Annotated in this window: 24 protein-coding genes and 1 pseudogene; 17 read left to right on the top strand and 8 right to left on the bottom strand. The window is 44.5% G+C overall.

All coding sequences use genetic code 11. From position 1 onward, the window contains the following. Nucleotides 1–11 precede the first annotated feature (11 nt). The 7 genes from KUA48_RS02550 to KUA48_RS02580 all read left to right on the top strand — a co-directional run bounded on the left by KUA48_RS02550 (nucleotide 12) and on the right by KUA48_RS02580 (nucleotide 5,071). Entirely contained in the window at nucleotides 12–2,327 is a 2,316-nt protein-coding gene (locus tag KUA48_RS02550) for a BT4734/BF3469 family protein (protein ID WP_369503317.1), read from the top strand. A gap of 144 nt (nucleotides 2,328–2,471) precedes the next feature. Then, nucleotides 2,472–2,684, top strand: coding sequence for a DUF4248 domain-containing protein (locus tag KUA48_RS02555; RefSeq protein WP_006846744.1), 213 nt, complete (start codon nucleotides 2,472–2,474; stop codon nucleotides 2,682–2,684). 181 nt (nucleotides 2,685–2,865) lie between these two features. Then, entirely contained in the window at nucleotides 2,866–3,063 is a 198-nt protein-coding gene (locus KUA48_RS02560; RefSeq protein ID WP_153073886.1) for a hypothetical protein, read from the top strand. Nucleotides 3,064–3,068: 5 nt separating this feature from the next. After that, on the top strand, nucleotides 3,069–3,404 hold the full coding sequence (locus tag KUA48_RS02565) for a hypothetical protein (protein ID WP_153112995.1): 336 nt from the start codon (nucleotides 3,069–3,071) through the stop codon (nucleotides 3,402–3,404). Nucleotides 3,405–3,965: 561 nt separating this feature from the next. Beyond that, the gene (locus KUA48_RS02570; protein WP_153073883.1) at nucleotides 3,966–4,508 is read left to right on the top strand and encodes a hypothetical protein; all 543 of its coding nucleotides are present in this window, start codon (nucleotides 3,966–3,968) and stop codon (nucleotides 4,506–4,508) included. A gap of 117 nt (nucleotides 4,509–4,625) precedes the next feature. Then, complete coding sequence (locus KUA48_RS02575; protein ID WP_153073882.1) at nucleotides 4,626–4,859, top strand: hypothetical protein; 234 nt, start codon at nucleotides 4,626–4,628, stop codon at nucleotides 4,857–4,859. Next, entirely contained in the window at nucleotides 4,859–5,071 is a 213-nt protein-coding gene (locus tag KUA48_RS02580; RefSeq protein WP_371833713.1) for an RHS repeat domain-containing protein, read from the top strand. Before KUA48_RS02575 ends, KUA48_RS02580 begins: the two co-directional genes overlap by 1 nt. Nucleotides 5,072–5,742: 671 nt before the next feature. Here KUA48_RS02580 and KUA48_RS02585 read toward each other — a convergent pair. Continuing rightward, nucleotides 5,743–5,865, bottom strand: a pseudogene (locus tag KUA48_RS02585) (tyrosine-type recombinase/integrase); the annotation flags it as partial. 315 nt (nucleotides 5,866–6,180) lie between these two features. Here KUA48_RS02585 and KUA48_RS02590 point away from each other — a divergent pair. From KUA48_RS02590 to KUA48_RS02600, 3 genes are all read left to right on the top strand, one after another. Next, entirely contained in the window at nucleotides 6,181–6,618 is a 438-nt protein-coding gene (locus KUA48_RS02590) for an ORF6N domain-containing protein (protein WP_218433164.1), read from the top strand. Nucleotides 6,619–6,915: 297 nt separating this feature from the next. Next, nucleotides 6,916–7,965, top strand: coding sequence for a DUF4253 domain-containing protein (locus KUA48_RS02595; RefSeq protein WP_218433163.1), 1,050 nt, complete (start codon nucleotides 6,916–6,918; stop codon nucleotides 7,963–7,965). Between the two features lie 554 nt (nucleotides 7,966–8,519). Beyond that, nucleotides 8,520–8,918 (top strand): hypothetical protein, encoded by a 399-nt coding sequence (locus KUA48_RS02600; protein ID WP_218433161.1) that lies wholly within the window; start codon nucleotides 8,520–8,522, stop codon nucleotides 8,916–8,918. 12 nt (nucleotides 8,919–8,930) lie between these two features. Here KUA48_RS02600 and KUA48_RS02605 read toward each other — a convergent pair whose 3' ends face one another. Next, a complete protein-coding gene (locus KUA48_RS02605; protein WP_118064486.1) occupies nucleotides 8,931–9,260 on the bottom strand; it encodes a hypothetical protein in 330 nt (109 codons plus the stop codon). Between the two features lie 249 nt (nucleotides 9,261–9,509). On the opposite strand from KUA48_RS02605, the gene KUA48_RS02610 reads away from it, so the two are divergent. From KUA48_RS02610 to KUA48_RS02635, 6 genes are all read left to right on the top strand, one after another. Continuing rightward, a complete protein-coding gene (locus KUA48_RS02610; RefSeq protein ID WP_218433159.1) occupies nucleotides 9,510–10,031 on the top strand; it encodes a DNA-binding protein in 522 nt (173 codons plus the stop codon). A 286-nt stretch (nucleotides 10,032–10,317) separates the two neighbouring features. Then, a complete protein-coding gene (locus KUA48_RS02615) occupies nucleotides 10,318–10,407 on the top strand; it encodes a smalltalk protein (protein WP_022120265.1) in 90 nt (29 codons plus the stop codon). A gap of 16 nt (nucleotides 10,408–10,423) precedes the next feature. Next, nucleotides 10,424–10,861 (top strand): N-acetylmuramoyl-L-alanine amidase, encoded by a 438-nt coding sequence (locus KUA48_RS02620; RefSeq protein WP_006846748.1) that lies wholly within the window; start codon nucleotides 10,424–10,426, stop codon nucleotides 10,859–10,861. A gap of 184 nt (nucleotides 10,862–11,045) precedes the next feature. Further along, a complete protein-coding gene (locus tag KUA48_RS02625) occupies nucleotides 11,046–12,035 on the top strand; it encodes an Rpn family recombination-promoting nuclease/putative transposase (RefSeq protein WP_218433158.1) in 990 nt (329 codons plus the stop codon). Nucleotides 12,036–12,079: 44 nt separating this feature from the next. Beyond that, the gene (locus tag KUA48_RS02630; RefSeq protein WP_006846441.1) at nucleotides 12,080–12,940 is read left to right on the top strand and encodes a ThiF family adenylyltransferase; all 861 of its coding nucleotides are present in this window, start codon (nucleotides 12,080–12,082) and stop codon (nucleotides 12,938–12,940) included. Nucleotides 12,941–13,259: 319 nt separating this feature from the next. Further along, entirely contained in the window at nucleotides 13,260–15,251 is a 1,992-nt protein-coding gene (locus KUA48_RS02635) for a KUP/HAK/KT family potassium transporter (protein ID WP_118255092.1), read from the top strand. 142 nt (nucleotides 15,252–15,393) lie between these two features. Here KUA48_RS02635 and KUA48_RS02640 read toward each other — a convergent pair whose 3' ends face one another. Beyond that, entirely contained in the window at nucleotides 15,394–16,875 is a 1,482-nt protein-coding gene (locus tag KUA48_RS02640; RefSeq protein ID WP_218433156.1) for a tagaturonate reductase, read from the bottom strand. Nucleotides 16,876–17,191: 316 nt separating this feature from the next. On the opposite strand from KUA48_RS02640, the gene KUA48_RS02645 reads away from it, so the two are divergent. Then, nucleotides 17,192–18,187, top strand: a complete 996-nt coding sequence (locus tag KUA48_RS02645) for a hypothetical protein (protein WP_218433155.1) — start codon at nucleotides 17,192–17,194, stop codon at nucleotides 18,185–18,187. Nucleotides 18,188–18,354: 167 nt separating this feature from the next. On the opposite strand, the gene rsxA is transcribed toward KUA48_RS02645, so the two are convergent. From rsxA to rsxC, 5 genes are read right to left on the bottom strand one after another with little or no spacing between them, the layout of a single operon-like run. Further along, nucleotides 18,355–18,957, bottom strand: a complete 603-nt coding sequence (gene rsxA / locus KUA48_RS02650; RefSeq protein ID WP_006848658.1) for an electron transport complex subunit RsxA — start codon at nucleotides 18,955–18,957, stop codon at nucleotides 18,355–18,357. 41 nt (nucleotides 18,958–18,998) lie between these two features. Next, nucleotides 18,999–19,583 (bottom strand): electron transport complex subunit RsxE, encoded by a 585-nt coding sequence (gene rsxE, locus KUA48_RS02655; protein WP_117585991.1) that lies wholly within the window; start codon nucleotides 19,581–19,583, stop codon nucleotides 18,999–19,001. Nucleotides 19,584–19,589: 6 nt separating this feature from the next. Continuing rightward, nucleotides 19,590–20,264, bottom strand: a complete 675-nt coding sequence (locus tag KUA48_RS02660) for an RnfABCDGE type electron transport complex subunit G (protein WP_119237132.1) — start codon at nucleotides 20,262–20,264, stop codon at nucleotides 19,590–19,592. 13 nt (nucleotides 20,265–20,277) lie between these two features. Further along, nucleotides 20,278–21,279, bottom strand: coding sequence for an RnfABCDGE type electron transport complex subunit D (locus tag KUA48_RS02665; RefSeq protein WP_218433153.1), 1,002 nt, complete (start codon nucleotides 21,277–21,279; stop codon nucleotides 20,278–20,280). A 50-nt stretch (nucleotides 21,280–21,329) separates the two neighbouring features. Further along, on the bottom strand, nucleotides 21,330–22,682 hold the full coding sequence (rsxC, locus tag KUA48_RS02670) for an electron transport complex subunit RsxC (RefSeq protein WP_218433152.1): 1,353 nt from the start codon (nucleotides 22,680–22,682) through the stop codon (nucleotides 21,330–21,332). Nucleotide 22,683: the final 1 nt, after the last annotated feature.

Raw genomic sequence — 22,683 nt, forward strand, 5'->3', positions numbered from 1 at the left:
ATTTTAAAAATATGGCAAAAAAGAAAACAACAGAAGCAATCAACAGAGAACAGGAAGTCATGGAGGAGAAAGAGGCCTTGCCCTCATTTTTCACTAACCTGTTTTCCTCTGCCAGCAACCCGCTCCCTAACAGAGCGGTGCTGGAGTACACAATCATGCATTCGGCACCGGTAAAAGCCAATACCGAAGGCTACAGGGCGATGATGAAGGTAGACAAGAGAACGGCAGAGGACATCAAGCACCGGCTGCCCTGCATCACACCCAGCGTGCAGCTCAAGGGTAATGCCAAGAAGCTGACCGACTTCAGGAAGGAAACCTACTGGCTGATGCTGGATTATGACGATGTGCCCCCCGAAGACATCGCAGAGCTTAAGAAAAAAGCCCTGAAACAGCGCTTCACCATGATCTTCTACATCACCGTCTCGGGCAAGGGATTCCGCATCCTGCTCAGATATATGCGCCCTGAAGGATGCAATCTCACTGCGACCGAACTCCACCTGCTCGCCATCAGGAAAGCCATGGAACTGTACGACAAGCTGCTAGGTATCAGCAGCGACAAGCAATGCCAGGACATGGTGAGAAGCTGCGGACTGGCTTACGACCCCGAGGCTTACTTCAACTGGAATGCCGAGGTTCTCGCCATCACCCGGGAGGAGGTGGAGAACTTCGAAAAAGCCACAAAGCAACAGGAGGAACAGAACAGGAAAAGGCAGACGGAGGCGGAAAAAACCAGAAAGAAAAGCCCTCGCAAACAGGAAGACGAGGCGCCACCCAAGACGCTCACCACCGAAGAGATTCTGCAGTATGTAGACAAACTGGCGGAGAGCTGGGAGGAGCGGTTTGAGGAGCATCATCACAACAGCTACGTAGTGAGATACGCCACATTCTGCCTATGTTTCGGAGCCGAAAAGGAGGAGGCTGTGAAACACATGGCAGATAAGTTTGGCGGCGAATATGCCGATACCGAGCGGGTGGCACGAGAGATTTACAAGCATACCGAGCGGCTGGGAACCTGGAAGATAAGACAGCAGGGAGATGATGAGCAGAAACGCTATACCAGCATGAGAGCTCTGCTGGGATGGCTGGGAGCCCGATATGAAATGCACCACAACACGCTGAGCAACCAGTATGAAGTGCGCGCCATCAACACCGGAGAGAAGCTCTATCTCGACTGGACCGAAGTGGATACCCGGGTGAGCAATTCCCTGTTCGTGAAGATGGAACTGGATAACATCTGCACCACCCAGAAAAAGCTGGATACGGTAATCAGAAGTAACTTCAGTCCCGAATACAACCCCATGGAGGAATATCTGAAGAGTCTGCCGAAATGGGACCGGAAGACGGACTATATCGCTGAATTAGCCCATCGGGTAACCGTGATGCAGACAGGCGGTTACCGCCATACGGAGGAGGATTTTGCCTATGCCTTCAAGAAATGGCTGGTCAACATGGTGGTTTGCTGGGTTCGGCCCGATGTCACCAACCAGTCTATCATGGTTTTCGTAGGCAAGGGCGGCATCTTCAAGACCACGTTTTTCGACCATCTCCTGCCGCCCCATCTGCGCAAGTATTTCGCCAACGATTCTACGGGCGACTACAAGAACAAGGATTTCCTGCAGATGTGTGCCAGCAAGGCGATAGTATGTCTCGATGAGTTCAGCTGTCTGCGCGGCAAGAATCTGGATTCCTTCAAGAGCAACATCACGAAGCGCAACATCAGCATGCGAATCCCCTATGCCGAGTGGGACTGCATCTTGCAGAACAATGCGGGGTTCTGTGCCACGAGCAATGAGGTTCATATCATCGATGATGACGAGAACCGCCGCTTCCTCATCTGGCGCATCGAGAAGATCAAGAGTCCCATCGACTTCCCCTTCAATTACGAGGGCATCTACTCCCAGGCTGTGGCACTGGCTCAGGAGGTGATAGAGAAGCGCCGGAGGGGTGAGCACTGCAACTGGGTTTACTGGTTTACGAAGGAGGAGAACGAGGAGATACAGCACCACAATCTTTATTTCCGTGTAAACAACTACATAGCCGAGCGCATCAACAAGTTCTACCGTGTTCCAGATGCCGATACGCCGCCCGAGTTCTGCAAGTTTGTTACGGCGAGTGATGTGATGGAGCGCATCTGTACGAACCCCGCCTTCCGCCAGTCGATGTCGAACAAGGATATATCGATGTTCATGGAGGCGCTGGGGTTCAAGAAGATTCACCGCAAGACGGGCAACGGCTGGAAGGTGATAGAGATGCGTCCTGACGAGATAGAGAACAACCAGAAGATGGATGGCAGCGAGAATATTCCACCCGGAGATCTCCCATTTTAGGAAATTCTGCTTCGGAGATATTTTTTTATCTTTCGGAGATATTTCCGTATCTTTCGGAGGGATTTTCTTATGATTCGGAGAGATTTTATTCTACCAGGCAGAAGAAAGAAGCAACTGACAAAAACAGACTAAAAAGAACAAATTATGATAGAAGACAGAAGTTACGGGAAGGCGGAGCTCGCCATGCTCTACTTTCCCACCGCTACCCCCAGGGTAGCGCTCAACCGGCTGGTGAGATGGATCAACCGGTGTCCCGAGCTCAAGCAGAGCCTCTGTTCGGGCTACGCCGGCAAGTTTTCCCACTTCTACACCCGGCAACAAGTAGCAGAAATCATCGAATTTCTGGATGAACCATAAAAAATCACCCTGGAAGGGAATGCATACAACACACTATGCATATCCCTTCCAGGGTGAGTTTAATGAATATATACCTTTCCGACACAAGCATATAGTGTTTTCATTTGTAAAATGATGTAATCCAAAGCAATAAACTTTATCAATCTTCGTTCTTTTTATTATAACACCAAAATAAGAACATATGTATGTATCATCAAGACAAGGATATAAACCTCCTGTAAAATCAACAGGAAGAGGTGAAAAAGGATTTGAACTTGGAACAGAAATCCTAAAGCAAGGAGCTAATTTAAAATTATCTGGAGCCGAAAGGATTACAGATATGATAATTGAAAAGAAACAAGAAGAAGTCAAAAACGATAGTACTATTTGCAAAAAGTAATAATTATGAACGATATTTATTTTTGGGGAATATTAGCGTCTATAACAGGAATTGCAATAATGATTTCTGTTATTAAGCACAAAAAGTCGGTAAGTGCCATAAAAAATGGCACTTACTTGATTTTTTCAATTTTGATGATATGCTTAGGAATAACAACCATCTTATTTAAAAGATATGATAGTATTTGTGCAATATCCATTGGTATTACATTCCTAAATATCACATACAAAGACAGGCGTAATTTCCCACCGAGTTTTACAACAGCCTATATTAGTTATCTTAAAGGATATGTTGTTGGTTTTATGTCTATAATGTATGGTTTGTTTAGAATTTTTGAATAAATAATCAAGTAATATGTCACGACTTATAAAAAACGTGAGTAGCAAAATTGCTATCAACGTTTTTTATAAGTCGCATTTTTTTACTTTTTTCAACACATAAAATTTTGCAGTCTCATCCTCTGGCTCATTACCAACAGAGTCTGTTAATACAATAAAGCTGGCTCTATTTCCCAAAACTGCCGTATATTCTTCAAGCTTATCGGCACACCTGCCTCCAGTGTAATGAGGCTGGCGAACGAGTGTCGTCACGAATGGTAGGAATAGGTAAGTCCATTCTCTTTTCCAAAAGCACATCGAAAGCCTTTTGGATGGAAAGCAACAACTGCTCGATGTCCTTGTTGGTCTCCACGGCTTCCTTGCTCTTGTTCTCCTTTGGCTGCTTTAGAGCTTTATGTTAATAAAACTACAATCACAGCAATAAAACTATTAATTTTACGTTCTTTTCAAAGAAAGGGGTTGTGCAATAGTGGCTTAAATGCTAATAGCACTACCTTTGAATGCTGTTAAATATGGTAATGTTCAAAGTCACAATTTGTGATTTTGGAAAAATGAATATAGAATATGAAAGCTATAAATTTTGTTACTGAAATATCTAAAATCAAGCCGAATAAATTAGAGATAAAGAAAAATACTGATTTTTCGGATGAATTTATAGATGCTTATATTAATGATTTGCAAATTGTAAAAAAGAGCACTAATGTAAGTATCTCTGCAGATAATGCCATAATTGATTTAATATTTAATTATGATTTGACGAATTTAAGAATATTAACTGTATCCTTTAATAAAGATACAGATACATTAGAAGACGATAAGTATATTTATGTAGGATGGGCAGAAGCCTTTCCTTTTGCCATATTGAAGGAAACAGGTGAAATTGTTGAACTTGACTGGGAAGACCCAACCTATATTATAAGCTATATGGCTAAAGATCAAAGTTCATTCTTAGACATTTTAATAGAAATAGAAAAGTTGAACCAAAAGGATATTTTTGGCTCAATAACAGAAAAAGAAAAGAAAGAAAATCTCAAGCAAATTAGTATTATAGCAGGTGGAGATAAATATTCTTGGTTCCTATCAAATTATGATAATGAAGAAATATGAAAGTATCAACAAAACAAGGCTATAAACCGCCTTAAAATTCATCAGGGCTTATCAGAGGAATTTCCCTTGTATCTTTGAAAGTTTTTCCATATAAAATCCAAGCACTACGGGTTAGAGATGTTTTATCCAGACGAGGAGAAGATTACTTATTCTTATAACCTCGGTGGTCAGCTTGAGAAGGTGCATGGCTATAAATCTTACGGCTACGACTATGTGAGCAGGATTGGCTACGACAAGTTTGAGCAGCGCACATACTTGAAATATTGCAATGGTGCTGAGACCTTCTACACCTACGCCCCTCAGTGCCGTACAATGGCGAGGACAACAACGACTATGTGGACGGCGAGGTAGTGCAGCATATTGAGTATGTTCCTTTCGGGGAGGTGTTCGTTGAGGAGCGCAACAACATCTGGAATACACCTTATCTTTTCAATGCGAAGGAATTCTATGAGGAGACGGGATTGTATTACTATGGGGCGAGGTACCATGACCCGAGGGTAAGTTTGTGGATGAATGTAGATAGTACACTATCAAAAAGAAAAAATAAGAGGAATAAGATATGAAACAACAAAAAATATATTCTATAATAATAGGATTGGTTGCATACATTATTATATCACATATATTCCATGTGTTTTTTAGAGGTAAAACTGATATAGCACTAAGCTTATTGTATATTTATAATGATATGTTATATATTGTAGGTTATATCTTTACATTTATGGTCTATGGTAGTAATAAGTTTAATAGAATCTTGTTTGGTACATTAAGCATCGCATTTCTGTTGTTTTTTGTATATAATTGGTGGGGCGTTTCATCTATGCCTTATGAGAGATTCTTATATATAGGCTTAGGATTGCTTGTTTATATATGTGAGTACATGTATTTAAAAGCTATACAAAACGATTTATAAAATAATTTAAAATATGAATGATAATATAATCCTATATGCTATTTCTTTAATATGCATAATATTGCTACTAATAGAATGGATTTTTATTAGTCACAAAAAATGTTCAATAAATGCCATTGTGTTTGTTGGTTATTCATTTCCTTTGTACTACTTAATGATCTATAAAGGGGCTGGTGGAGCAGCGTTTACGTGGTGGTTCTATTTGGTATTATTTACATCTATCCATGTAATAATTTTATTGATTATATTTTTTAGTACTATTTTGAGGAGACGTGCAAATGAAAGAAAACAACGTTGTGACAAGTGAAACGAAGGATGCGCTTTCTTTTGGGGCACTCTCGCATACCGCTGTGTCATCTTCACATCCTTGTGACCGAGCATCTTGCAGATGGTCTCCATCGGCACACCTGTCTCCAGTGTAATGAGGCTGGCGAACGAGTGTCGTCACGAATGGTAAGAACAGGTAAGTCCGTTCTCTTTTCCACAAGCACATCGAAAGCCTTTTGGATGGAAAGCAACAACTGCTCGATGTCCTTGTTGGTCTCCACTGCTTCCTTGCTCTTGTTCTCCTTTGGCTGCTTTAGAGCTTTATGTTAATAAAACTACAATCACAGCAATAAAACTATTAATTTTACGTTCTTTTCAAAGAAAGGGGTTGTGCAATAGTGGCTTAAAGGCTAAAAGCACTACCTTTGAATGCTGTTAAATATGGTAATGTTCAAAGTCACAATTTGTGATCTCAAAAATAAAGATAGCAATATGGCAGATAATATAGAACATCAAGATAAAGGAGAACTGGTCGCAAATTGCGACCGGTTCAATAGTTTGAAGCACTCAACAGTTCGCTCATATGCTTTTACAGAACAGGGAGTGGCTATGCTCTCCACTGTTATTAGAAGTGAAACCGCAATTCGTATAAGCATACGTATTATGGATGCATTTGTTGCAATAAGACGTTTCATGGTGACAAATGCAGAAGTTTTCCAACGTCTTTCAACTATGAAGTACCATCAATTGGAAATGCAGCAACACTTGCAAGAATCCGACAAGCGTATAGAAGACCACTTCCTTTGTATAGACGATGATGTATATCACATAGGTGCATCCATTAAGGACTTAGGCAAAAAGTGGTTTGGTTTCTCCAAGATGGAGATACTTACACCAGAAGAATTGGTGGAAAGAATCAACAGGGGATAAGAAAAAATCAGAGTTTCTATTGAATATGGAAGAACTTTTCAGATATTATTTGAGTAATATTATTATTCTTCGTATCGGTACAGGCTTACGCTATCTATGGCTACGCTTTGTAAGGCATCGCAAGATTTCTTACCGAACCCTTTATGAAGGTAGTAAATCGAAGAAAACATCAGAATTGTCTAATTTTGAGAATGAAATGTCAAATCGGGCATGGGGATGTGGCTTTATTCTTTTTGTGATATTCTTAATTATATTTTTACGCAGATTTTTATAATAAACATACAGAAAAAAATGATTATGCAACAGACATTATTTATCGTAATACTTGCCGTTGTTATTGTTTTCGCTTTGGCGTACAGATGGAAGAAAAAGGCTGAGAACAAAATGGGCAACGATTTGAACGCTCTCATTGAAGCTAATGACTGGCGGGGAGTGTGTCGTATTTTACGCAAGCAACTGATTGTTTGGGGACTTGTGCTTGTGTTGTGTATTGGATTATTGGTGGCTCGAATAATGAGTGGCGGACAATTCTATACACCTATAATTGTTTGTGCTTTCTTGGCATGGAGATTCTTCAAGTTGGTAAACCTTTACATGATTTCGTACAAGAACATGAAAGTAGTGGAGGTAGAGAGTGAAGACAATATACCGCCTTTGCCTTCCATTGAGTGGCTTCTTCAAGGTTGTAAAGTTACCCATGTAGATGTACCTTCGCCAGAGATTAAGCAGTTGTGGCTTGATGCTTACGAGAGAGGCAAGCAAGAAGGCTTTAGCCCAGTTCTGTTGGCTGTAGACAGTTGTTTTTTCGACTCACTTGATGACAGTTCTGAATGTTATGATGAAACCAAGCGTCAGGAGTGGCAATCTAAAATGTTGGCATCAAACTTAAACGATGGAGCTTCTATCCTGCATGAAAGAATGGAACAGGTAAAGGAAGAATACAGCGATGCAGAATGGAAGAATGATATTGTTGGTACAGATGAGGATATTGAGCCTATCAATGATTTTGAAATTGAAGAAGGCACGGATCTCTATCTTGTTGAAGTTCCCGTGAAAGAACCATGGAAAGTATTTGCGTATGTTCCGTTTGGTGACTGGAATGAATGTCCGAAAGCTGAAGAACACATGGCAATAGCCAAATATTGGTATGAGAAATATGGTGCGTGTGCAGCATATATTTCAAATGATGTTGTTGAGTATTATCTGCCCAGTTCAGTGATGGGTGATACAATGCCTATTGCAGAGGAACATTTGGGATATAGTGCGGATATTTTACAAGGAAACAATCTTACATCCCTTTCTTCTCAACTTAAAAAATCGACAGTATGGTGTTTTTGGTGGGATTAGGTAAACTTATAAAACGCATTTGGAAGAAGAAAACATACAGATGGTTGTCATATGCCATTTGTATAATTACATTCTCCACGTTATATGATTATATTCACAGTATTATTACACATACCATCATTTGTATCCCAATGTGGATATGGGGTATTATTCCAGTAGTAACAATCCTCATATTCTTTGCTAAATTTGGGATTAAGAAAAAATCTATATTTCTTCACGTTGTATTGGGATGTTGCTTTGGAATAGTGGTTACTGGTGTTTTGTGTGTCTTGTTCTATACAACAAATTATTGGTTCACCAGTTCCCATACGTACCATCTTGACGCATATGTTGTTGGTAAAAGATATATTCAAAGACGTGGTGGTTATCGTAGTTGGGGACTTTCAAAATACTACGTGAACTTGAAATTTATAGACAACCAAGAAACATTTCGTCTGGATGATTCAAAAGTTTTCAAAAAAATCAATCAAGGTGATTCTGTATGTGTCAATTTTGTTAAAGGTCTTTATGGTATAAACATTATCAAGGATATATCTCCTAAAAACAAATAATTAATGCAATATAAAACATCCGCTGAAAAAGAAGCAGACAATGGAGAAAAGATTTTTAAGGATTTTAATAATTTTATAAATATGAAGATTAAAACATTATTTAAGACAATTTTTTGCGCAGGATTAGTTTTAACTCTTGTTTTGTATCTATGCCATTTATACGGCAACTATATAGAAAAAACACAGGAGCCTATTACTGGTTATACATATAATGGATTTGAGGAAAAAAGTAACTATAAGAGTTCAAATACAATTCTTATAACCTATAAATCAAAACAATATGTATTACATACGGGAGATCGAGTCTTAGACAAGATATCTTGTGCTATAAAAACTCATCACCCTGGAAGGGAATGCATACAACACACGATGCATATCCCTTCCAGGGTGAGTTTATTATAGGAATTTCTTGATTTAAAGTGCTACACGATTTCTTGTAAACTTATCAAGAAAAGTTCGAACCATGCCTTTATTATCGCTCTTATCTAAATCTTCTTCATAAGCAGATTGCAAAGAAAGCCAAAAAGAAGCAGGAATGCCCAAAAAACGTTCTAAAGAAGAAGCTATCTCAGGACTTAAACATAACGTTCCATTCAAAAGTTTATCTAATTCAAACTCTTCAAGCCCTATTTTATGAGCAAAGTCAGAAATTGGAAGACTGCGAGCTTCCAATTCCTCCTTCAAAATACAACCAGGACTAACCGGCTGGAAAGGACGCGGATTAATATTATTTCTTGTTTCCATAATGCGAATCGTCTAATTACGGCAAAAATACGCTAAATACCTGATACAACCAAGACTTTTTTCGATTTTAACATAAAAAATACCACTTTTTTCAACCTTTTTTTTCCCGAATCCCTGCAAATCGCACAAATCGCATAATTGGGGGTTCGGGAATGTTGTATCTTTGTATCGTCAATCAGAGAGGTTGATGCAGCAACGGTCTCGGCGGAGACACTGACTGCTTTTTACTAAAACTAAATTTTTAAAAGTATGATTCTCATCAAATTAGCGAAGAACAAGAACAAGACTATCAAGGAAGCGTATGGCAAATATTATGCGCGACCAGTAGTGACAGAAACCATCGGTATCGATGAACTCGCCGAACACATGGCGAGCCACAACACCCCGTTCTCGAAGGGTGCCATCAAGGGCCTTCTCACCGATATGGTGAGCTGTGTGAAGGAGCTCGTGCTCCAGAACAAGGCAGTGAAGATAGACAACCTCGCCATCTTCTCCATCGGCATCATCAACAAGATGGGAGCCGCCAGCATCAAGGAGTGGAACCTCGCCAAGTTTGTAGAGGGCTACCGCCTCAGAGCCCGTGCTACCGGCAAGCTCAGCAATACCCAGCTCTCTCTCGATGCCAACGCCAAGAACGCCATGGATCTCCTCAACTCTAGCGAGAGCGCTGCAGGCGATACCACACAGGGCGGCGGAACCACTGAGGGCGGCGGTACATCACAAGGCGGCAGCACCGACGGAACAGGCAACAGCGGAGACGGCCTGGAGTAGTGAACCGTCTCTCAAATATGCGAAACGACAGAAGAAGGAAGGAGTGAACTGACCGGCGACAGGGATATTCCGAAGGCACAAAGCGGCTGGTTTTCATTCTGACGATTACGGATAAACAGCAAATCATAATGACCCAAGAACCTGCCTTTTACGGGTATCCGGGCTGGCAGTTCCTCCCCCGCCCTTCTTCTTCCAGAAACGCTTACTGAAACTAAATTTCAACCACTAAAACAAGCATGTGACTATCATTATCCACTTAGTATTAATCATTAAAAAACAAAGCAAAATGAAAAAAGTAAATTGGAAAACCATCATCAACTTCCTCATCACGGTATTAACAGCTGTAGCCAGCTCATTCTGTGTACAGAACTGCTAAAAGAAGGGAGGTTGCCATGACACAGAAACATCGTAGCATTTCACTCATCGTGATCCACTGTTCTGCCACGAGAGTGACTCAGGATTTCACATTCGAGCAGTTGGAGGCCTGCCATCTTGCCCGCGGTTTCAAGAGTATCGGCTATCATTATTACATCACGAAGGATGGTGTGGTATATCCGGGTCGTCCGGAATCGGAAGTAGGAGCCCATGCCCGTCATTACAATGCCCACAGCATCGGCATCTGTTATGAGGGAGGTCTCGACAAGAACGGCAAGCCTGCCGATACGCGCACTCCAGCCCAGAATCAGGCTCTGTATTCGCTTCTGGAGAGCCTCTGCCTCTCCTATCCTGATGCAGAGATACTGGGCCACCGCGATTTGCCGAACGTTCACAAAGACTGTCCGTCGTTTGATGTCAAGCGATGGCTGAAGTTGGTAGATTTCCACATCTAGCCGATTTTCGGAAAGGATTTCATTGTATTTATTTTTTTAAGTTGATTCAAGCCCGACAGGAAGCAGCAACGCTCTCCTATCGGGCTTTGATTATTGTGTAAAGAAGAGAAATTCAAAAAAAATATGAAAAGGCTTGCAAGTTTCGGAATATTGGCGTATATTTGCAGAAAAAAAAGAAAGGCTTATGAAATATTTGGATCCTAAGGCCGATTTGACCTTCAAAAAAGTGTTTGGCGAACATCCCGAGTTGGTAAAAAGTTTGCTTAACGCCCTTCTTCCTTTTAAGAGTGAGGAAGAGGAAATCACTTCTGTGACATATCTTACGCCTGAAATGGTTCCCCAGACACCCACACGAAAATATAGTATAGTGGATGTGAGATGCGAGGATGCCCAGGGACGTCAGTTTATTGTAGAAATGCAGATGGTTTGGTCTGCGGAGTTTAAGCAGCGAGTTCTCTTCAATGCTTCCAAGGCATATGTAAAGCAGCTAAACAGGGGAGAAGATTATTCTCTTCTGAAGCCAGTTTATTCTCTCAACTTGGTTAATGAAGTATTTGAGCCTGAACTGGATGATTATTACCACTATTACCAGCTTGTACATGAGGAACATACCGAAAAAGTAATTGATGGTTTGCATCTGGTATTTGTAGAGTTGCCGAAGTTTACGCCTCATACGTTTACAGAGAAGAAAATGCAGGTTTTATGGCTTAGGTATCTGACAGAAATTAATGAGAAAACGAAGGAAGTTCCGGCAGAACTGCTGGCAAATCCGGAGATAGCCAAAGCCGTATCAGAGATTGAAGAATCAGCCTATACCGAGGAGGAACTTCTGGGTTATGATGAATTCTGGGATATGGTGAGCGTAGAGAAGACGCTTGCCGGCAGGTTGGAGCGTTTGACGAAGGCTAATGATGATACAGAGGAGAAACTTAAGGCAACCTCTAGTCAGTTGGAGGCAACCTCTAGTCAGTTAAAGGAAGCTGAGAAGCAGAGAAAGGAAGCTGAGGAGCAGAGAAAGGAAGCTGAGGAGCAGAGAAAGGAAGCTGAGGAGCAATTAAAAAAAGCTAATGAGGAAAAATTGCAATCAGCCAAAAAACTTCTACAGGCTGGAGTATCAGCTGATATTGTGGCAAGTACTCTTAACTTAAGCATGGATGAAATAAAAATTCACTAACTTTGCATCAGATATATACATTAGAATTCTTTACAAACAATAAAATGGAGAATAAAATAACGACAATGGAGCAGGGAATGCAGCGACGCACCGAACTGCTCCTGGGAAAGGATAATCTTGAGAAAATTCAGAAGGCAAGAGTGCTCATCTTCGGTATCGGAGGAGTAGGATCATGGTGCGCAGAAGGACTCCTGAGAAGCGGCGTGAGAAACATCACAATCGTAGACAGCGACAGGGTATGCGTAACCAACTGCAACCGCCAGCTGATGGCTACAAGCCGAACCATAGGCGAAGTGAAGGTAGAGGCGCTGCGCAACCGACTGCTCGAAATCAACCCCGATGCCAACATCACAGCCTATCAGAAAATATATCAGGCAGAAACTGCCGATGAATTCCACATGGAGCAATACGACTTCATCATCGATGCCATCGACTCACTGAAGGATAAGGCTGACCTCATTCTGCGTGCCACTGCCCTACCTAAGGAAATCACCTTTATATCTTCTATGGGAGCTGCCCTGCGCACCGACCCATTCATGGTAAGAAAATCTGAATTCTGGAAGGTGGATGGAGACCCGCTGGCAAGAGCACTGCGAAAGAAATTCAAGAAGAACAAAACCTTCCCACGACGAAAATTCCAGTGCGTATACAGTGAAGAAAAACCGATGCAGAACCAAGGGGTGAACAAAGCATGCGGCACGGGCGGATGCCTATGCCCGAAAGCCAAACTCATTAGCGGAGAGAGGGGTACCGATACTGCCGTATATGATGCTCCGGGCGACCAGCAACTGGTAGAACACGAATGGTGCTCTACTAAGGCACAGATCAACGGTTCGCTCTGCCACATCACCGCAACCTTCGGAATGGCTATCGCAGGAATGGTCATCAACCACATCATTGAATAACTGTTTTTCTTTGACAACAGTCACTTGAAAAGAAACTTACAAAACATACGCAAAAGGCGAGGCGCTTTCACAAGCTCCCCGCCTTTATTAATGATTCAAGTTTCGCAAGGTTCAGAAGTTTCTCGGGAGTAGTCTTATCGGCATTCGCCTTTATTCGTCTCTTCATATCTTCAAAGAATAAAGGTTAAATCCGATAAATCTTGTTAAACAAATTCTATCTTACCTCTTATGTTTATACCTTTGCACGCAAATTTATAATCACAAAGGACATTTTCATGTCCCAAAAAGGATAATATTTAATTTAAATAAGAGAAGAAAAATGAAAGAAAAAGCAGAAAGTTCAGCAGCCTGCAACCATCACAGAGTAGGCTTCCTGGGATTGCTCGTTACATTAGGCATTGTATTCGGAGACATCGGAACATCACCTCTCTATGTGATGAAGGCTATCCTGCATACGGGCGAAAGCATCAGCGAGAGCACCATCCTGGGCGCACTGTCATGCATCATCTGGACACTCACCCTCCAGACCACCATCAAATATGTATGCGTGGCGCTGCGTGCCGACAACAATGGCGAGGGAGGCATCCTCGCCCTCTATGCCTTGCTGCGCCGACTCAAGAGCAAGTGGATTTACCTACTGGCCATCATTGGCGCAAGCACCCTGCTGGCAGACGGAATCATCACTCCTGCCATCACCGTGACCACAGCCATCGAAGGACTCGAAAGCATCAGTCCCAACCTGCCAGTTATCCCCATCACCCTTGCTATCATCACCATCATCTTCTTCGTGCAGCGGTTTGGCACAGAGAGTATTGGCAAATCGTTTGGCGTATTTATGCTGCTATGGTTCCTGCTGCTGGGCGTGGTGGGAGCTTTCAGCATCACGTCTTACCCATTGATACTGAAGGCTTTCAACCCCTATTATGCTGCCATGCTGCTGGCGAAATCGCCTGAATGGTTTCTGATTCTGGGTGCCGTATTTCTCTGTACAACCGGTGCAGAGGCTCTCTATTCCGACCTGGGACATTGCGGCAGAAAGAACATCGCCATCAGCTGGGGCTTCGTAAAGACCATGCTCATTCTCAACTATCTGGGACAGGGAGCATGGGTGCTGAATCATGCAGATACGGCGCTGGCTGTGAATCCGTTCTTTGCCATCATGCCGCAGAGCATGCTGTTCTTCGCTATCATCATGGCCACGGGTGCGGCAATCATTGCGAGCCAGGCACTCATCAGCGGAACCTTCTCCATATTGAGCGAAGCCATGAACCTGCACTTCTGGCCGCGCATGCGAATCAAGCATCCTACCCATGTTAAGGGGCAGCTCTATATCCCGATGATCAACTTCGCCATGTACATCGGCGTGGTTCTCATCATCCTGCTCTTCCGCAACTCCTCGCACATGGAGGCAGCCTACGGACTCGCCATCACCATCACCATGCTGATGACTACCCTGCTGCTCGGTTTCTACCTGCACAGCAAGGGAGTGGCACGGATTTTCACGATGCTGTTTATGGGCGCATACTGCATCATCGAAGCCATCTTCCTGACTGCCAATCTGTCAAAGTTTCTTGCAGGTGGATGGTGTACGATGCTCATTGGAGGAATCCTGTTCCTGATGATGTACGTGTGGGTGAAAGCCATGAAGATACGCCGCCATTATATCAGCACCAAACCGCTGGATGATTATTATCAGATTATCTCCGACATCAAGGCCGACGAGAGCATCCCTAAGTACGCTTCCAACCTGGTTTATGTGAACCACGCCAACAAGGAAGGTGCCGTAGATGACAAGTTGCTCTACTCCATCATCAACAAGCAGCCGAAACGTGCAGACCATTACTGGCTTATCAACATGGAGTTTGTTGACACACCTGATACGCTGGAGTACAACTGCGAGACCCTGATTCCCGACACCCTCTACAGCGTAACCATGCACATTGGTTTCCGCATAGAGCCTAGGGTGAGTCTCTATCTGCGACAAGTAGTGGAAGATCTGGTAACAGACGGAAAGGTAGATTTGCAAAGCACCTATCCTTCGCTGCGCAAATACGGAATTCCGGGCGATTTCCGATTCATCATCATTCACCGCGTATATTACCCGGAGAGTTCAGATAATCGCCAACAGAACCTGCTGATGAGTATCTACGCTCTTATCAGCAAGATAGGTATTGACGAGCCTAAGGCATTGGGCCTCGACACTTCCATGGTAGTGGTAGAAAGAGTGCCGCTCATCATCAACCATCCGGTCATTAAGGACAAGGTCATTAAGGTCATTAAGGATTCTGAAACATCACAAAGCAGACAATAAGCAAAAAGGCGAGGCGCTTTCACAAGCTCCCCGCCTTTAACCTATTAGCTAGAAGATTATAGCTAACAACTAACACAAAACCTTATAACTATTTTTCTAATCTTAATCGTTATTTGAACCTATGAACGAACATTATTTTTTATTAGAGGATAGTCTTAACAGCCTCCAGCATGCCCTTCTCCTGAATAAGGTCAAGCTCTTTCTTAACCAACTCGGTAAGGCCAGGAACTGTCTTGTTCAAATCCTCGTGCCAGATATAGTCGAAGCCCAATACGCCCTCAGCTACCTTCTGGGTATCGCCGGTAGCCCAAAGCTCGGTGAGCTTGTCCATAATCTTCTGGTCATCGTTTGGCTGGATAGGAGCACCATCCTCGCGAACACCACCCTTATAGTAAGTGATGATAGCAGCGAGACCGAATACCAAACCCTGTGGCAACTCGCCCTTACGCTCAAGATAAATCTTGACACCAGGCAGGTCGCGAGTCTCAAACTTAGGGAATGAGTTGAGCATGATGCTGGTTACCTGATGATCTACGAATGGATTCTCGAAACGCTCCAATACGTCTGAAGCGAACTTCTGGAGCTCATCCATAGGGAGATTCAGAGTCTGCATCAACTCCTCAAACTGTACCTTGTGGATGTACTTGCCCAATACCGGGTGCTCGCAGGCATCGCGAACAATGTTTACACCACTGAGGTATGTAACAGGGCTCAATACGGTGTGAGGACCATTCAGCAGGGTAACCTTACGCTCGTGGTATGGCTTCTCATTATCTGTGATAAGCACGTGGAGACCTGCCTTGTGAGCTGGGAACTCCTCCTTCATCTGCTCTACTGTCATGTTTTCTGCCTTCTCGATAACCCAGAGGTGGAAGCTTTCTGCCTTAACCACGAGGTTGTCCTTGTAGCAAATCTTCTGCTGAATCTCCTTGATGGTATCGCGTGGGAAACCAGGAACGATGCGGTCTACCAATGTAGCGCAAACGTAGCAGTGGTTGGTGAACCACTCCTTGAAGCCCTCGTAATCAGCACCCATATCGCCCTTCCAGAGCTCGATATACTGATAGATGCACTCCTTGAGGTGGTGACCGTTGAGGAAGATCAGCTCACATGGCATCAGGATCATACCCTTGGTTGGGTCGCCCTCGAAGAACTTGTAGCGGTGGAACAAGAGCTGAACCAACTTGCCTGGATAAGAAGCTGCAGGAGCATCTGTAAACTTGCAAGAGTCATCGAATGCGATACCAGCCTCTGTAGTGTTAGAGATGATGAAACGCATCTCTGGCTGCTCAGCCAAAGCCATGAAAGCCTGGTTCTGAGAATATGGGTTCAATGCACGGCTGATAACGTCGATACGCTCCAATGTGTTGATAGCCTGGCCGTTCTCCTTACCCTGAAGGTTTACGTGATAGAGGCAGTCCTGACCGTTCAGCCAGTCAACCATACCACCAGCCAATGGCTGAACTACAACGACAGAACCGTTGAAGTCGGTCTTCTTGTTCATATTCCATACAATCCAATCTACGAATGCACGGAGGAAGTTACCTTCACCAAACTGAATGATTTTCTCTGGAGCGACGCTCTTAGGAGCGGTGCGCTTGTTTAATGCTTTTAGCTCTTTCATGATTTGTTTATTTTGTCTTTATTATTTTACTTTCCGTTTTAAATTCCAATCTATTCATCAGATTGTTTTTTTCTGAGTGCAAAGGTAGTAAATATTTCGTTTGATTGTTCCAAAAACAGCGAAAAACTTCACGCAAACCTTTACGCTCCTCACCGGTTCTATACCTTATTATATATAGAACTGCGCAGGCACAAAATAAAGAAGTAGGGATTTTCCCCCACCCCTTTAGGGGAAATCCCGACCGTGGAAGCAAAAAACATCGTATCTTTGCACCAGAAAAAAAACATGAAGTATAACAATTTAAAGATATACGATTATGAAACGAATGATAATAGCTCTGGTAGCCATGTTCATGATGACATTCACTACCGCTTCTGCAATGAGTTATGAGCAGGCAAGACAGCAGGCTCTCTTCCTGACAGACAAGATGGCTTACGAGCTCAATCTTACGGAAGACCAGTATGAGGCAGCTTACGAGGTGAACCTCGACTACCTGATGAGTGTAGATACATACGATGACCTGTATGGTGCTTACTGGCGCCAGCGCAATATGGATTTGAGCTATATCCTGCTCGACTGGCAGTATAGAACATATCTCAATGCCACCTATTTCTACCGTCCGCTCTACTGGAATGCAGGCTACTGGCACTTCGGCATCTACGCCCGCTATCCGCGCCGCGACTATTTCTACTTTGGTCGCCCTCACTTCTACGTATCTTACCGTGGAGGTCATAGCTGGCGAGTAAACGGAAACAGAAGCTGGTATCACGGAAGAAGATTCGGCGGCCCTCACCCTGGTGGATATCCTAGAGTAGGTATGAGAGACGGATTCAACCGTGGTGATTACGGCAGAGGAAGATCTTTCGGAAATCTGAACCGCGAGAACAGACCTCAGATGAACCCAAACCGTGGTTTCGGTAATGCAAGCCGCCCTAACAACAACGCTGGCTTCGGAAACAGCAACCGTCCTCAGAACGGAGGCTTCGGAAATAACAACGGAGGCTTCGGCAACAGCAGCAACCGGGGCTTCGGCAATAGCAACAGTCGCCCTAACCGCGGTTTCGGCAGCAGCAACAGCAGCACCAGCAACAACCGAGGTTTCGGAAACAGCAGCCGTGGGTTCGGAAACAGCAGCCGTGGGTTCGGAAACAGCAGCTTCGGAAGCGGAAGAAGTAATATCTTCGGGGGCAACCGCAGCAGCATGAGCCGTTCATTCAGCAGCGGTTCCGGCAACCGTGGCGGCGGATTCACCCCTCGCTCTTCTACACCAAGCAAGAACAATGGCGGTGGAAGCTTCGGACACAGAAGATAAGAAAAGAGAAAGAGTTAAAATTTCAAGTTTATAAAGACAGAGAGTTAAGAAAAATCAAGACCTCAAGTAAGAGAGTAAGAAAAATCAAGTACAAAAAATGGGAATTTGCATCGGTTCATACCATTCGCAAATTCCCATTATTATTTTATCAACTTTCAGTAAAAGTTTTACTCCAATCCGAAGAGCGATTTCAAACCGCCATCTACGCCCGAGAATCCCATGAAGGCGAGGCTGAGGAGCGCTGCAGTTACCATGACGATAGCTACGCCCTGCATGCCCTTAGGAATACGGACCAAAGCCTGCTGCTCGCGAATGCCGGCAAAGACAATGAGAGCCAGGGCAAAGCCGAGAGCGGTAGAGAAGGCGTAAACCACGCTCTCAAGCAGATTGTAATCCTTCTGGATAACCAGGATGGCTACACCCAGCACGGCACAGTTGGTAGTAATCAGAGGCAGGAAGATACCGAGTGCCTGATAAAGTGCAGGAGAAACCTTCTTCAGGATAATCTCTACCATCTGAACCAAGGCTGCAATCACGAGGATGAACGCCAGGGTCTGGAGATATTGCAATCCGAACGGATCGAGTACATACTTCTGAACACACCAGGTAATGATGGTTGCCAGGGTCAAGACAAAAGCGATGGCACCACCCATACCGATGGCTGTATCAACTTTCTTCGATACGCCCAGGAATGGACAGATACCGAGAAACTGCGACAAGACGATGTTGTTGACGAATATCGCAGAGATAAATATCAATAAATATTCCATAATTTCTATTTTATTTCATTGATTTGAAGCGATGCCTACGCTTACTTCTTTACCTTATTAAATATAGCAATGATGTAACCCAAGGTGAGGAAAGCTCCAGGAGGCAGGATGAACATCAGAATGTTGGTAGTCTCCGGCAACAGAGTGATACCGAATACACTACCTGCACCGAGTATCTCGCGGGCACTACCCAGGATGGTCAAACCGAGGGTGAAACCCAAACCGCAACCAATGCCATCGAAGAGGCTGGCAACAGGCGAATTCTTGGCAGCAAAGCTCTCTGCTCTACCCAGGATGATACAGTTTACTACAATCAGCGGAATATAAATACCCAGCGCCTGATTGATGCTGTCAGGAGCATAAGCGCTCATCAACATCTGAAGGATGGTTACGAAGGCTGCAATCACTACGATGAAAACAGGGATGCGAACCATATCCGGGGTAATCTTCTTGATACAGGAAATAACAAAGTTGGTACAAATCAGCACCGCCATGGTAGCCAATCCCATAGAGAGACCGTTGATGGCGCTGGTTGTTGTAGCCAAAGTAGGACACATACCGAGAAGCAACACGAAGGTTGGATTCTCCTTGATGAGTCCGTTCATCAAAATCTTAACATTACTCATATCGGTTTATCCTTTCTTTTCGTTATGTTCAACTTTAGATGCACCACTCTCTGCATCTGCTTTCTGAGATGCACCGCTCTCACCGTCAACATCCTTCTTGGCATAAACGGCATAAGCCTGATTGATAGCCTTGAGGAAGGCGCGGCTGGTAATGGTAGAAGCGGTAATGGCGTCTACGGCATTGCCACTCTTATCGTCCTTAGATACGTGGAGGTCGCCATCCTTTGGAGTCTTACCGATAATGCTTCCCTTTCCGTCCTTCTGGAACCAGGTAGCAGCCTTGGCGCCCAGACCCGGAGTTTCTGAAGCCTGAAGCACGGTATAACCCATAATCTTGCCCTCGGTATCGAAGCCTACGAGCACCTTCAGATCGCCACCGAAACCACCGGTAGTACTCTCTACGGCAGCACCCAGCTGCTTGCCGCTCTTGTCAGAGCACTTGTGGATGGTGAAAGAGAATTCCTTACCGCCAAACTCCTGCTTTACCTCTTCAGGCTCAGCCACCTGGAGATCTTCTGTACCCATCACACTCTTAATACCGGCAGCCAGACTCTGTGCAGCCTTCTCGGCGATAGGACCAGATGTAAGATGATTGATATATGCAAGAACAGCACCTACGATGAGCGCTACGCCCACCAGCACAAGCACCATGTTCTTTAATGATGATTCTAATTTCTGCATGTCTCTGTCCTCCTTATTTCTTAGCTGGCTTCTCACCGAAGCGCTTTGGTTTAACGTATGTGTTAATAAGAGGTGTGAACGCATTCATGATAAGAATGGCGAACGACATACCTTCTGGATAGCTACCCCAGTTACGGATGATGACGGTCAGCAGACCGATGCATACACCGTAGATAAGCATGCCCTTGTGGGTCATCGGAGAGGTTACATAATCAGTAGCCATGAAGATGGCACCGAGCATCAGACCACCACTGAAGATGACAGCCAGAGGATTGGCATAAACAGGATTAGCCAAATGCATCAAACCGCTGAAAACGAATACGGTAGCGATGATGCTGACTGGAATATGCCAGGTAATGACCTTCTTCCAGAGCATGTAAGCCAAACCGAGCAAGAGGGCGAATGCACAAACCTCACCGGTAGTACCGGCACCGAAGGTATCGCCAGTGGCACCGAAGAGCAGGCTCATCGCATCAGGCAACTGGTTGAGAACTGAAGCATCGCCCGTCTTGATGGCGGTCTTCATGATAGCCAGCGGAGTAGCACCCGTTGTAGCATCTGTATAGCTGAGCATCTGTCCGGCTATAGGCCATGAAGTCATCTGGGCAGGGAAGCTGACGAGCAGGAAGCAACGGCCTACCAAAGCGGGATTGAAAGGATTGTTACCCAAACCGCCGAAGCTCATCTTACCTACACCGATGGCAAACAGGGCACCGATGATGATGATCCAGAGAGGAAGGTTACTTGGCAAGTTCATGCCGAGCAAGAGACCGGTGATGATGGCAGAACCATCGAGCAAGCTGGTCTCCTCCTTCAGGAGATATTTTGTAATTGCCCACTCAAAGAAGACGCAGGCTGCCACAGAGGTAAGCAGTACGACTGCTGAACCCAAGCCGAAGAAATAGAAAGATGCGAGGATGGCAGGCACGAGAGCGATAATCACTCCGTACATGTTCTTCTCTACGCTCTCATTTCCATGAGCGTGTGGCGATAATGAAACGATTAATTTACCCATTTTATCTTTTAAATTCTTTCTTAAATGAAATTCATTCTTGACGTGAACGCTTACTTCTTGGCGTTGCGAGCTTTGATAATGCCCATTACCGCACCCTTACCATTGATAATATTATCGAGGATAGGACGATGTGAAGGACAGGTGAACTGGCATGAACCGCAGGCGATGCAGGATGTTACCTCCTCTGCCTCCAGGCGCTCATAATCCTTCACTACGCTCAGGGTAGCGAGCAAATATGGCTCCAGACCCATTGGGCAGGCATCCACACACTTGGCACAGCGGATACATGGCTGAGCCTTCTTGCGATGAGCATCAGCATCGGTCAATACGGTGATGGAGTTGGTACCCTTGGTTACCGGTACATCGAGGCTGATTACAGCCTTACCCATCATCGGACCACCAGCCAGCACCTTGTTGTCACCCTCAGGCAAACCTCCGCAGTTCTCAATCATCTGAGAGAATGGAGTACCCATACGTACGAGGAAGTTGCCCGGTTTCTTCACCTGCTTACCGGTAACGGTAGTATAGCGTTCGAAGAGAGGTTTATTCTTCATAACTGCCTGATAAACAGCGAAGGCAGTACCTACATTCTGAACAATTGCTCCAACGTTGACAGGGATAGCTGGAGGAGCAGGAACCTGACGGCGGATAACGGCATCCACCAGCTGCTTCTCACCTCCCTGAGGGTACTTCTTAGCCAGAGGTACAATCTCGATACGAGCGTCATTAGCAGTCTTTTCCTCGAAGAGTTTGATGGCAGCAGGTTTGTTATCCTCGATACCGATGTAGCCCTTCTCTACCTTAGCCGCCTTCATCAGGAGGTTCAAGCCAACGAGAATCTCATCGGCATGCTCCATCATCAGGCGATAGTCGGCTGTGATATAAGGCTCACACTCTACGCCGTTGATGATGACGCACTCAGCCTTGGCTCCTGGAGGAGGACAAAGCTTGATAAAGGTAGGAAAACCGGCACCACCCATACCAGTGACACCAGCTACCTTGATGCGGTTTACGATTTCCTCTGGAGTAAGCTCTGTATGAGCCTCAAGCGTTTCGAGTTTATCAGAGCGGTCGATACTCTCCTCCCACTCATCGCCTTCTACATTAATAATGATGCAAGGCTTGCGATAACCGGTAGCATCAATAGATGTATCTACCTTGAACACAGTTCCTGATACAGAACTGTAAATAGGAGCACTCACAAAGCCACCAGCCTCAGCAATGAGTGTACCCACCTTCACCTTGTCGCCCTTGGCAACTACAGGCTTGGCAGGAGCACCGATGTGCTGACCAAGTGGGAAAATAGCCTGCTTAGGGAGAGGAGCTACCTGAGTAGCCATCTCGGCAGTAATCTTATTCTCTTCTGGGTGAACTCCACCAATTCTAAAAGTTCTCAAATTCATG

This window comes from Segatella copri, from assembly GCF_019249795.2.
Taxonomy (GTDB): Bacteria; Bacteroidota; Bacteroidia; order Bacteroidales; family Bacteroidaceae; genus Prevotella; species Prevotella copri_B.

What these genes read in the sequence shown, in the direction of transcription:
- KUA48_RS02550 (WP_369503317.1), top strand. Translation starts at nt 12, where the DNA reads ATGGCAAAAAAGAAAACAACAGAAGCAATCAACAGAGAACAGGAAGTC.
- KUA48_RS02555 (WP_006846744.1), top strand. Translation starts at nt 2,472, where the DNA reads ATGATAGAAGACAGAAGTTACGGGAAGGCGGAGCTCGCCATGCTCTAC.
- KUA48_RS02560 (WP_153073886.1), top strand. Translation starts at nt 2,866, where the DNA reads ATGTATGTATCATCAAGACAAGGATATAAACCTCCTGTAAAATCAACA.
- KUA48_RS02565 (WP_153112995.1), top strand. Translation starts at nt 3,069, where the DNA reads ATGAACGATATTTATTTTTGGGGAATATTAGCGTCTATAACAGGAATT.
- KUA48_RS02570 (WP_153073883.1), top strand. Translation starts at nt 3,966, where the DNA reads ATGAAAGCTATAAATTTTGTTACTGAAATATCTAAAATCAAGCCGAAT.
- KUA48_RS02575 (WP_153073882.1), top strand. Translation starts at nt 4,626, where the DNA reads ATGTTTTATCCAGACGAGGAGAAGATTACTTATTCTTATAACCTCGGT.
- KUA48_RS02590 (WP_218433164.1), top strand. Translation starts at nt 6,181, where the DNA reads ATGGCAGATAATATAGAACATCAAGATAAAGGAGAACTGGTCGCAAAT.
- KUA48_RS02595 (WP_218433163.1), top strand. Translation starts at nt 6,916, where the DNA reads ATGCAACAGACATTATTTATCGTAATACTTGCCGTTGTTATTGTTTTC.
- KUA48_RS02600 (WP_218433161.1), top strand. Translation starts at nt 8,520, where the DNA reads ATGCAATATAAAACATCCGCTGAAAAAGAAGCAGACAATGGAGAAAAG.
- KUA48_RS02605 (WP_118064486.1), bottom strand. Translation starts at nt 9,260, where the DNA reads ATGGAAACAAGAAATAATATTAATCCGCGTCCTTTCCAGCCGGTTAGT.
- KUA48_RS02610 (WP_218433159.1), top strand. Translation starts at nt 9,510, where the DNA reads ATGATTCTCATCAAATTAGCGAAGAACAAGAACAAGACTATCAAGGAA.
- KUA48_RS02615 (WP_022120265.1), top strand. Translation starts at nt 10,318, where the DNA reads ATGAAAAAAGTAAATTGGAAAACCATCATCAACTTCCTCATCACGGTA.
- KUA48_RS02620 (WP_006846748.1), top strand. Translation starts at nt 10,424, where the DNA reads ATGACACAGAAACATCGTAGCATTTCACTCATCGTGATCCACTGTTCT.
- KUA48_RS02625 (WP_218433158.1), top strand. Translation starts at nt 11,046, where the DNA reads ATGAAATATTTGGATCCTAAGGCCGATTTGACCTTCAAAAAAGTGTTT.
- KUA48_RS02630 (WP_006846441.1), top strand. Translation starts at nt 12,080, where the DNA reads ATGGAGAATAAAATAACGACAATGGAGCAGGGAATGCAGCGACGCACC.
- KUA48_RS02635 (WP_118255092.1), top strand. Translation starts at nt 13,260, where the DNA reads ATGAAAGAAAAAGCAGAAAGTTCAGCAGCCTGCAACCATCACAGAGTA.
- KUA48_RS02640 (WP_218433156.1), bottom strand. Translation starts at nt 16,875, where the DNA reads ATGAAAGAGCTAAAAGCATTAAACAAGCGCACCGCTCCTAAGAGCGTC.
- KUA48_RS02645 (WP_218433155.1), top strand. Translation starts at nt 17,192, where the DNA reads ATGAAACGAATGATAATAGCTCTGGTAGCCATGTTCATGATGACATTC.
- rsxA (WP_006848658.1), bottom strand. Translation starts at nt 18,957, where the DNA reads ATGGAATATTTATTGATATTTATCTCTGCGATATTCGTCAACAACATC.
- rsxE (WP_117585991.1), bottom strand. Translation starts at nt 19,583, where the DNA reads ATGAGTAATGTTAAGATTTTGATGAACGGACTCATCAAGGAGAATCCA.
- KUA48_RS02660 (WP_119237132.1), bottom strand. Translation starts at nt 20,264, where the DNA reads ATGCAGAAATTAGAATCATCATTAAAGAACATGGTGCTTGTGCTGGTG.
- KUA48_RS02665 (WP_218433153.1), bottom strand. Translation starts at nt 21,279, where the DNA reads ATGGGTAAATTAATCGTTTCATTATCGCCACACGCTCATGGAAATGAG.
- rsxC (WP_218433152.1), bottom strand. Translation starts at nt 22,682, where the DNA reads ATGAATTTGAGAACTTTTAGAATTGGTGGAGTTCACCCAGAAGAGAAT.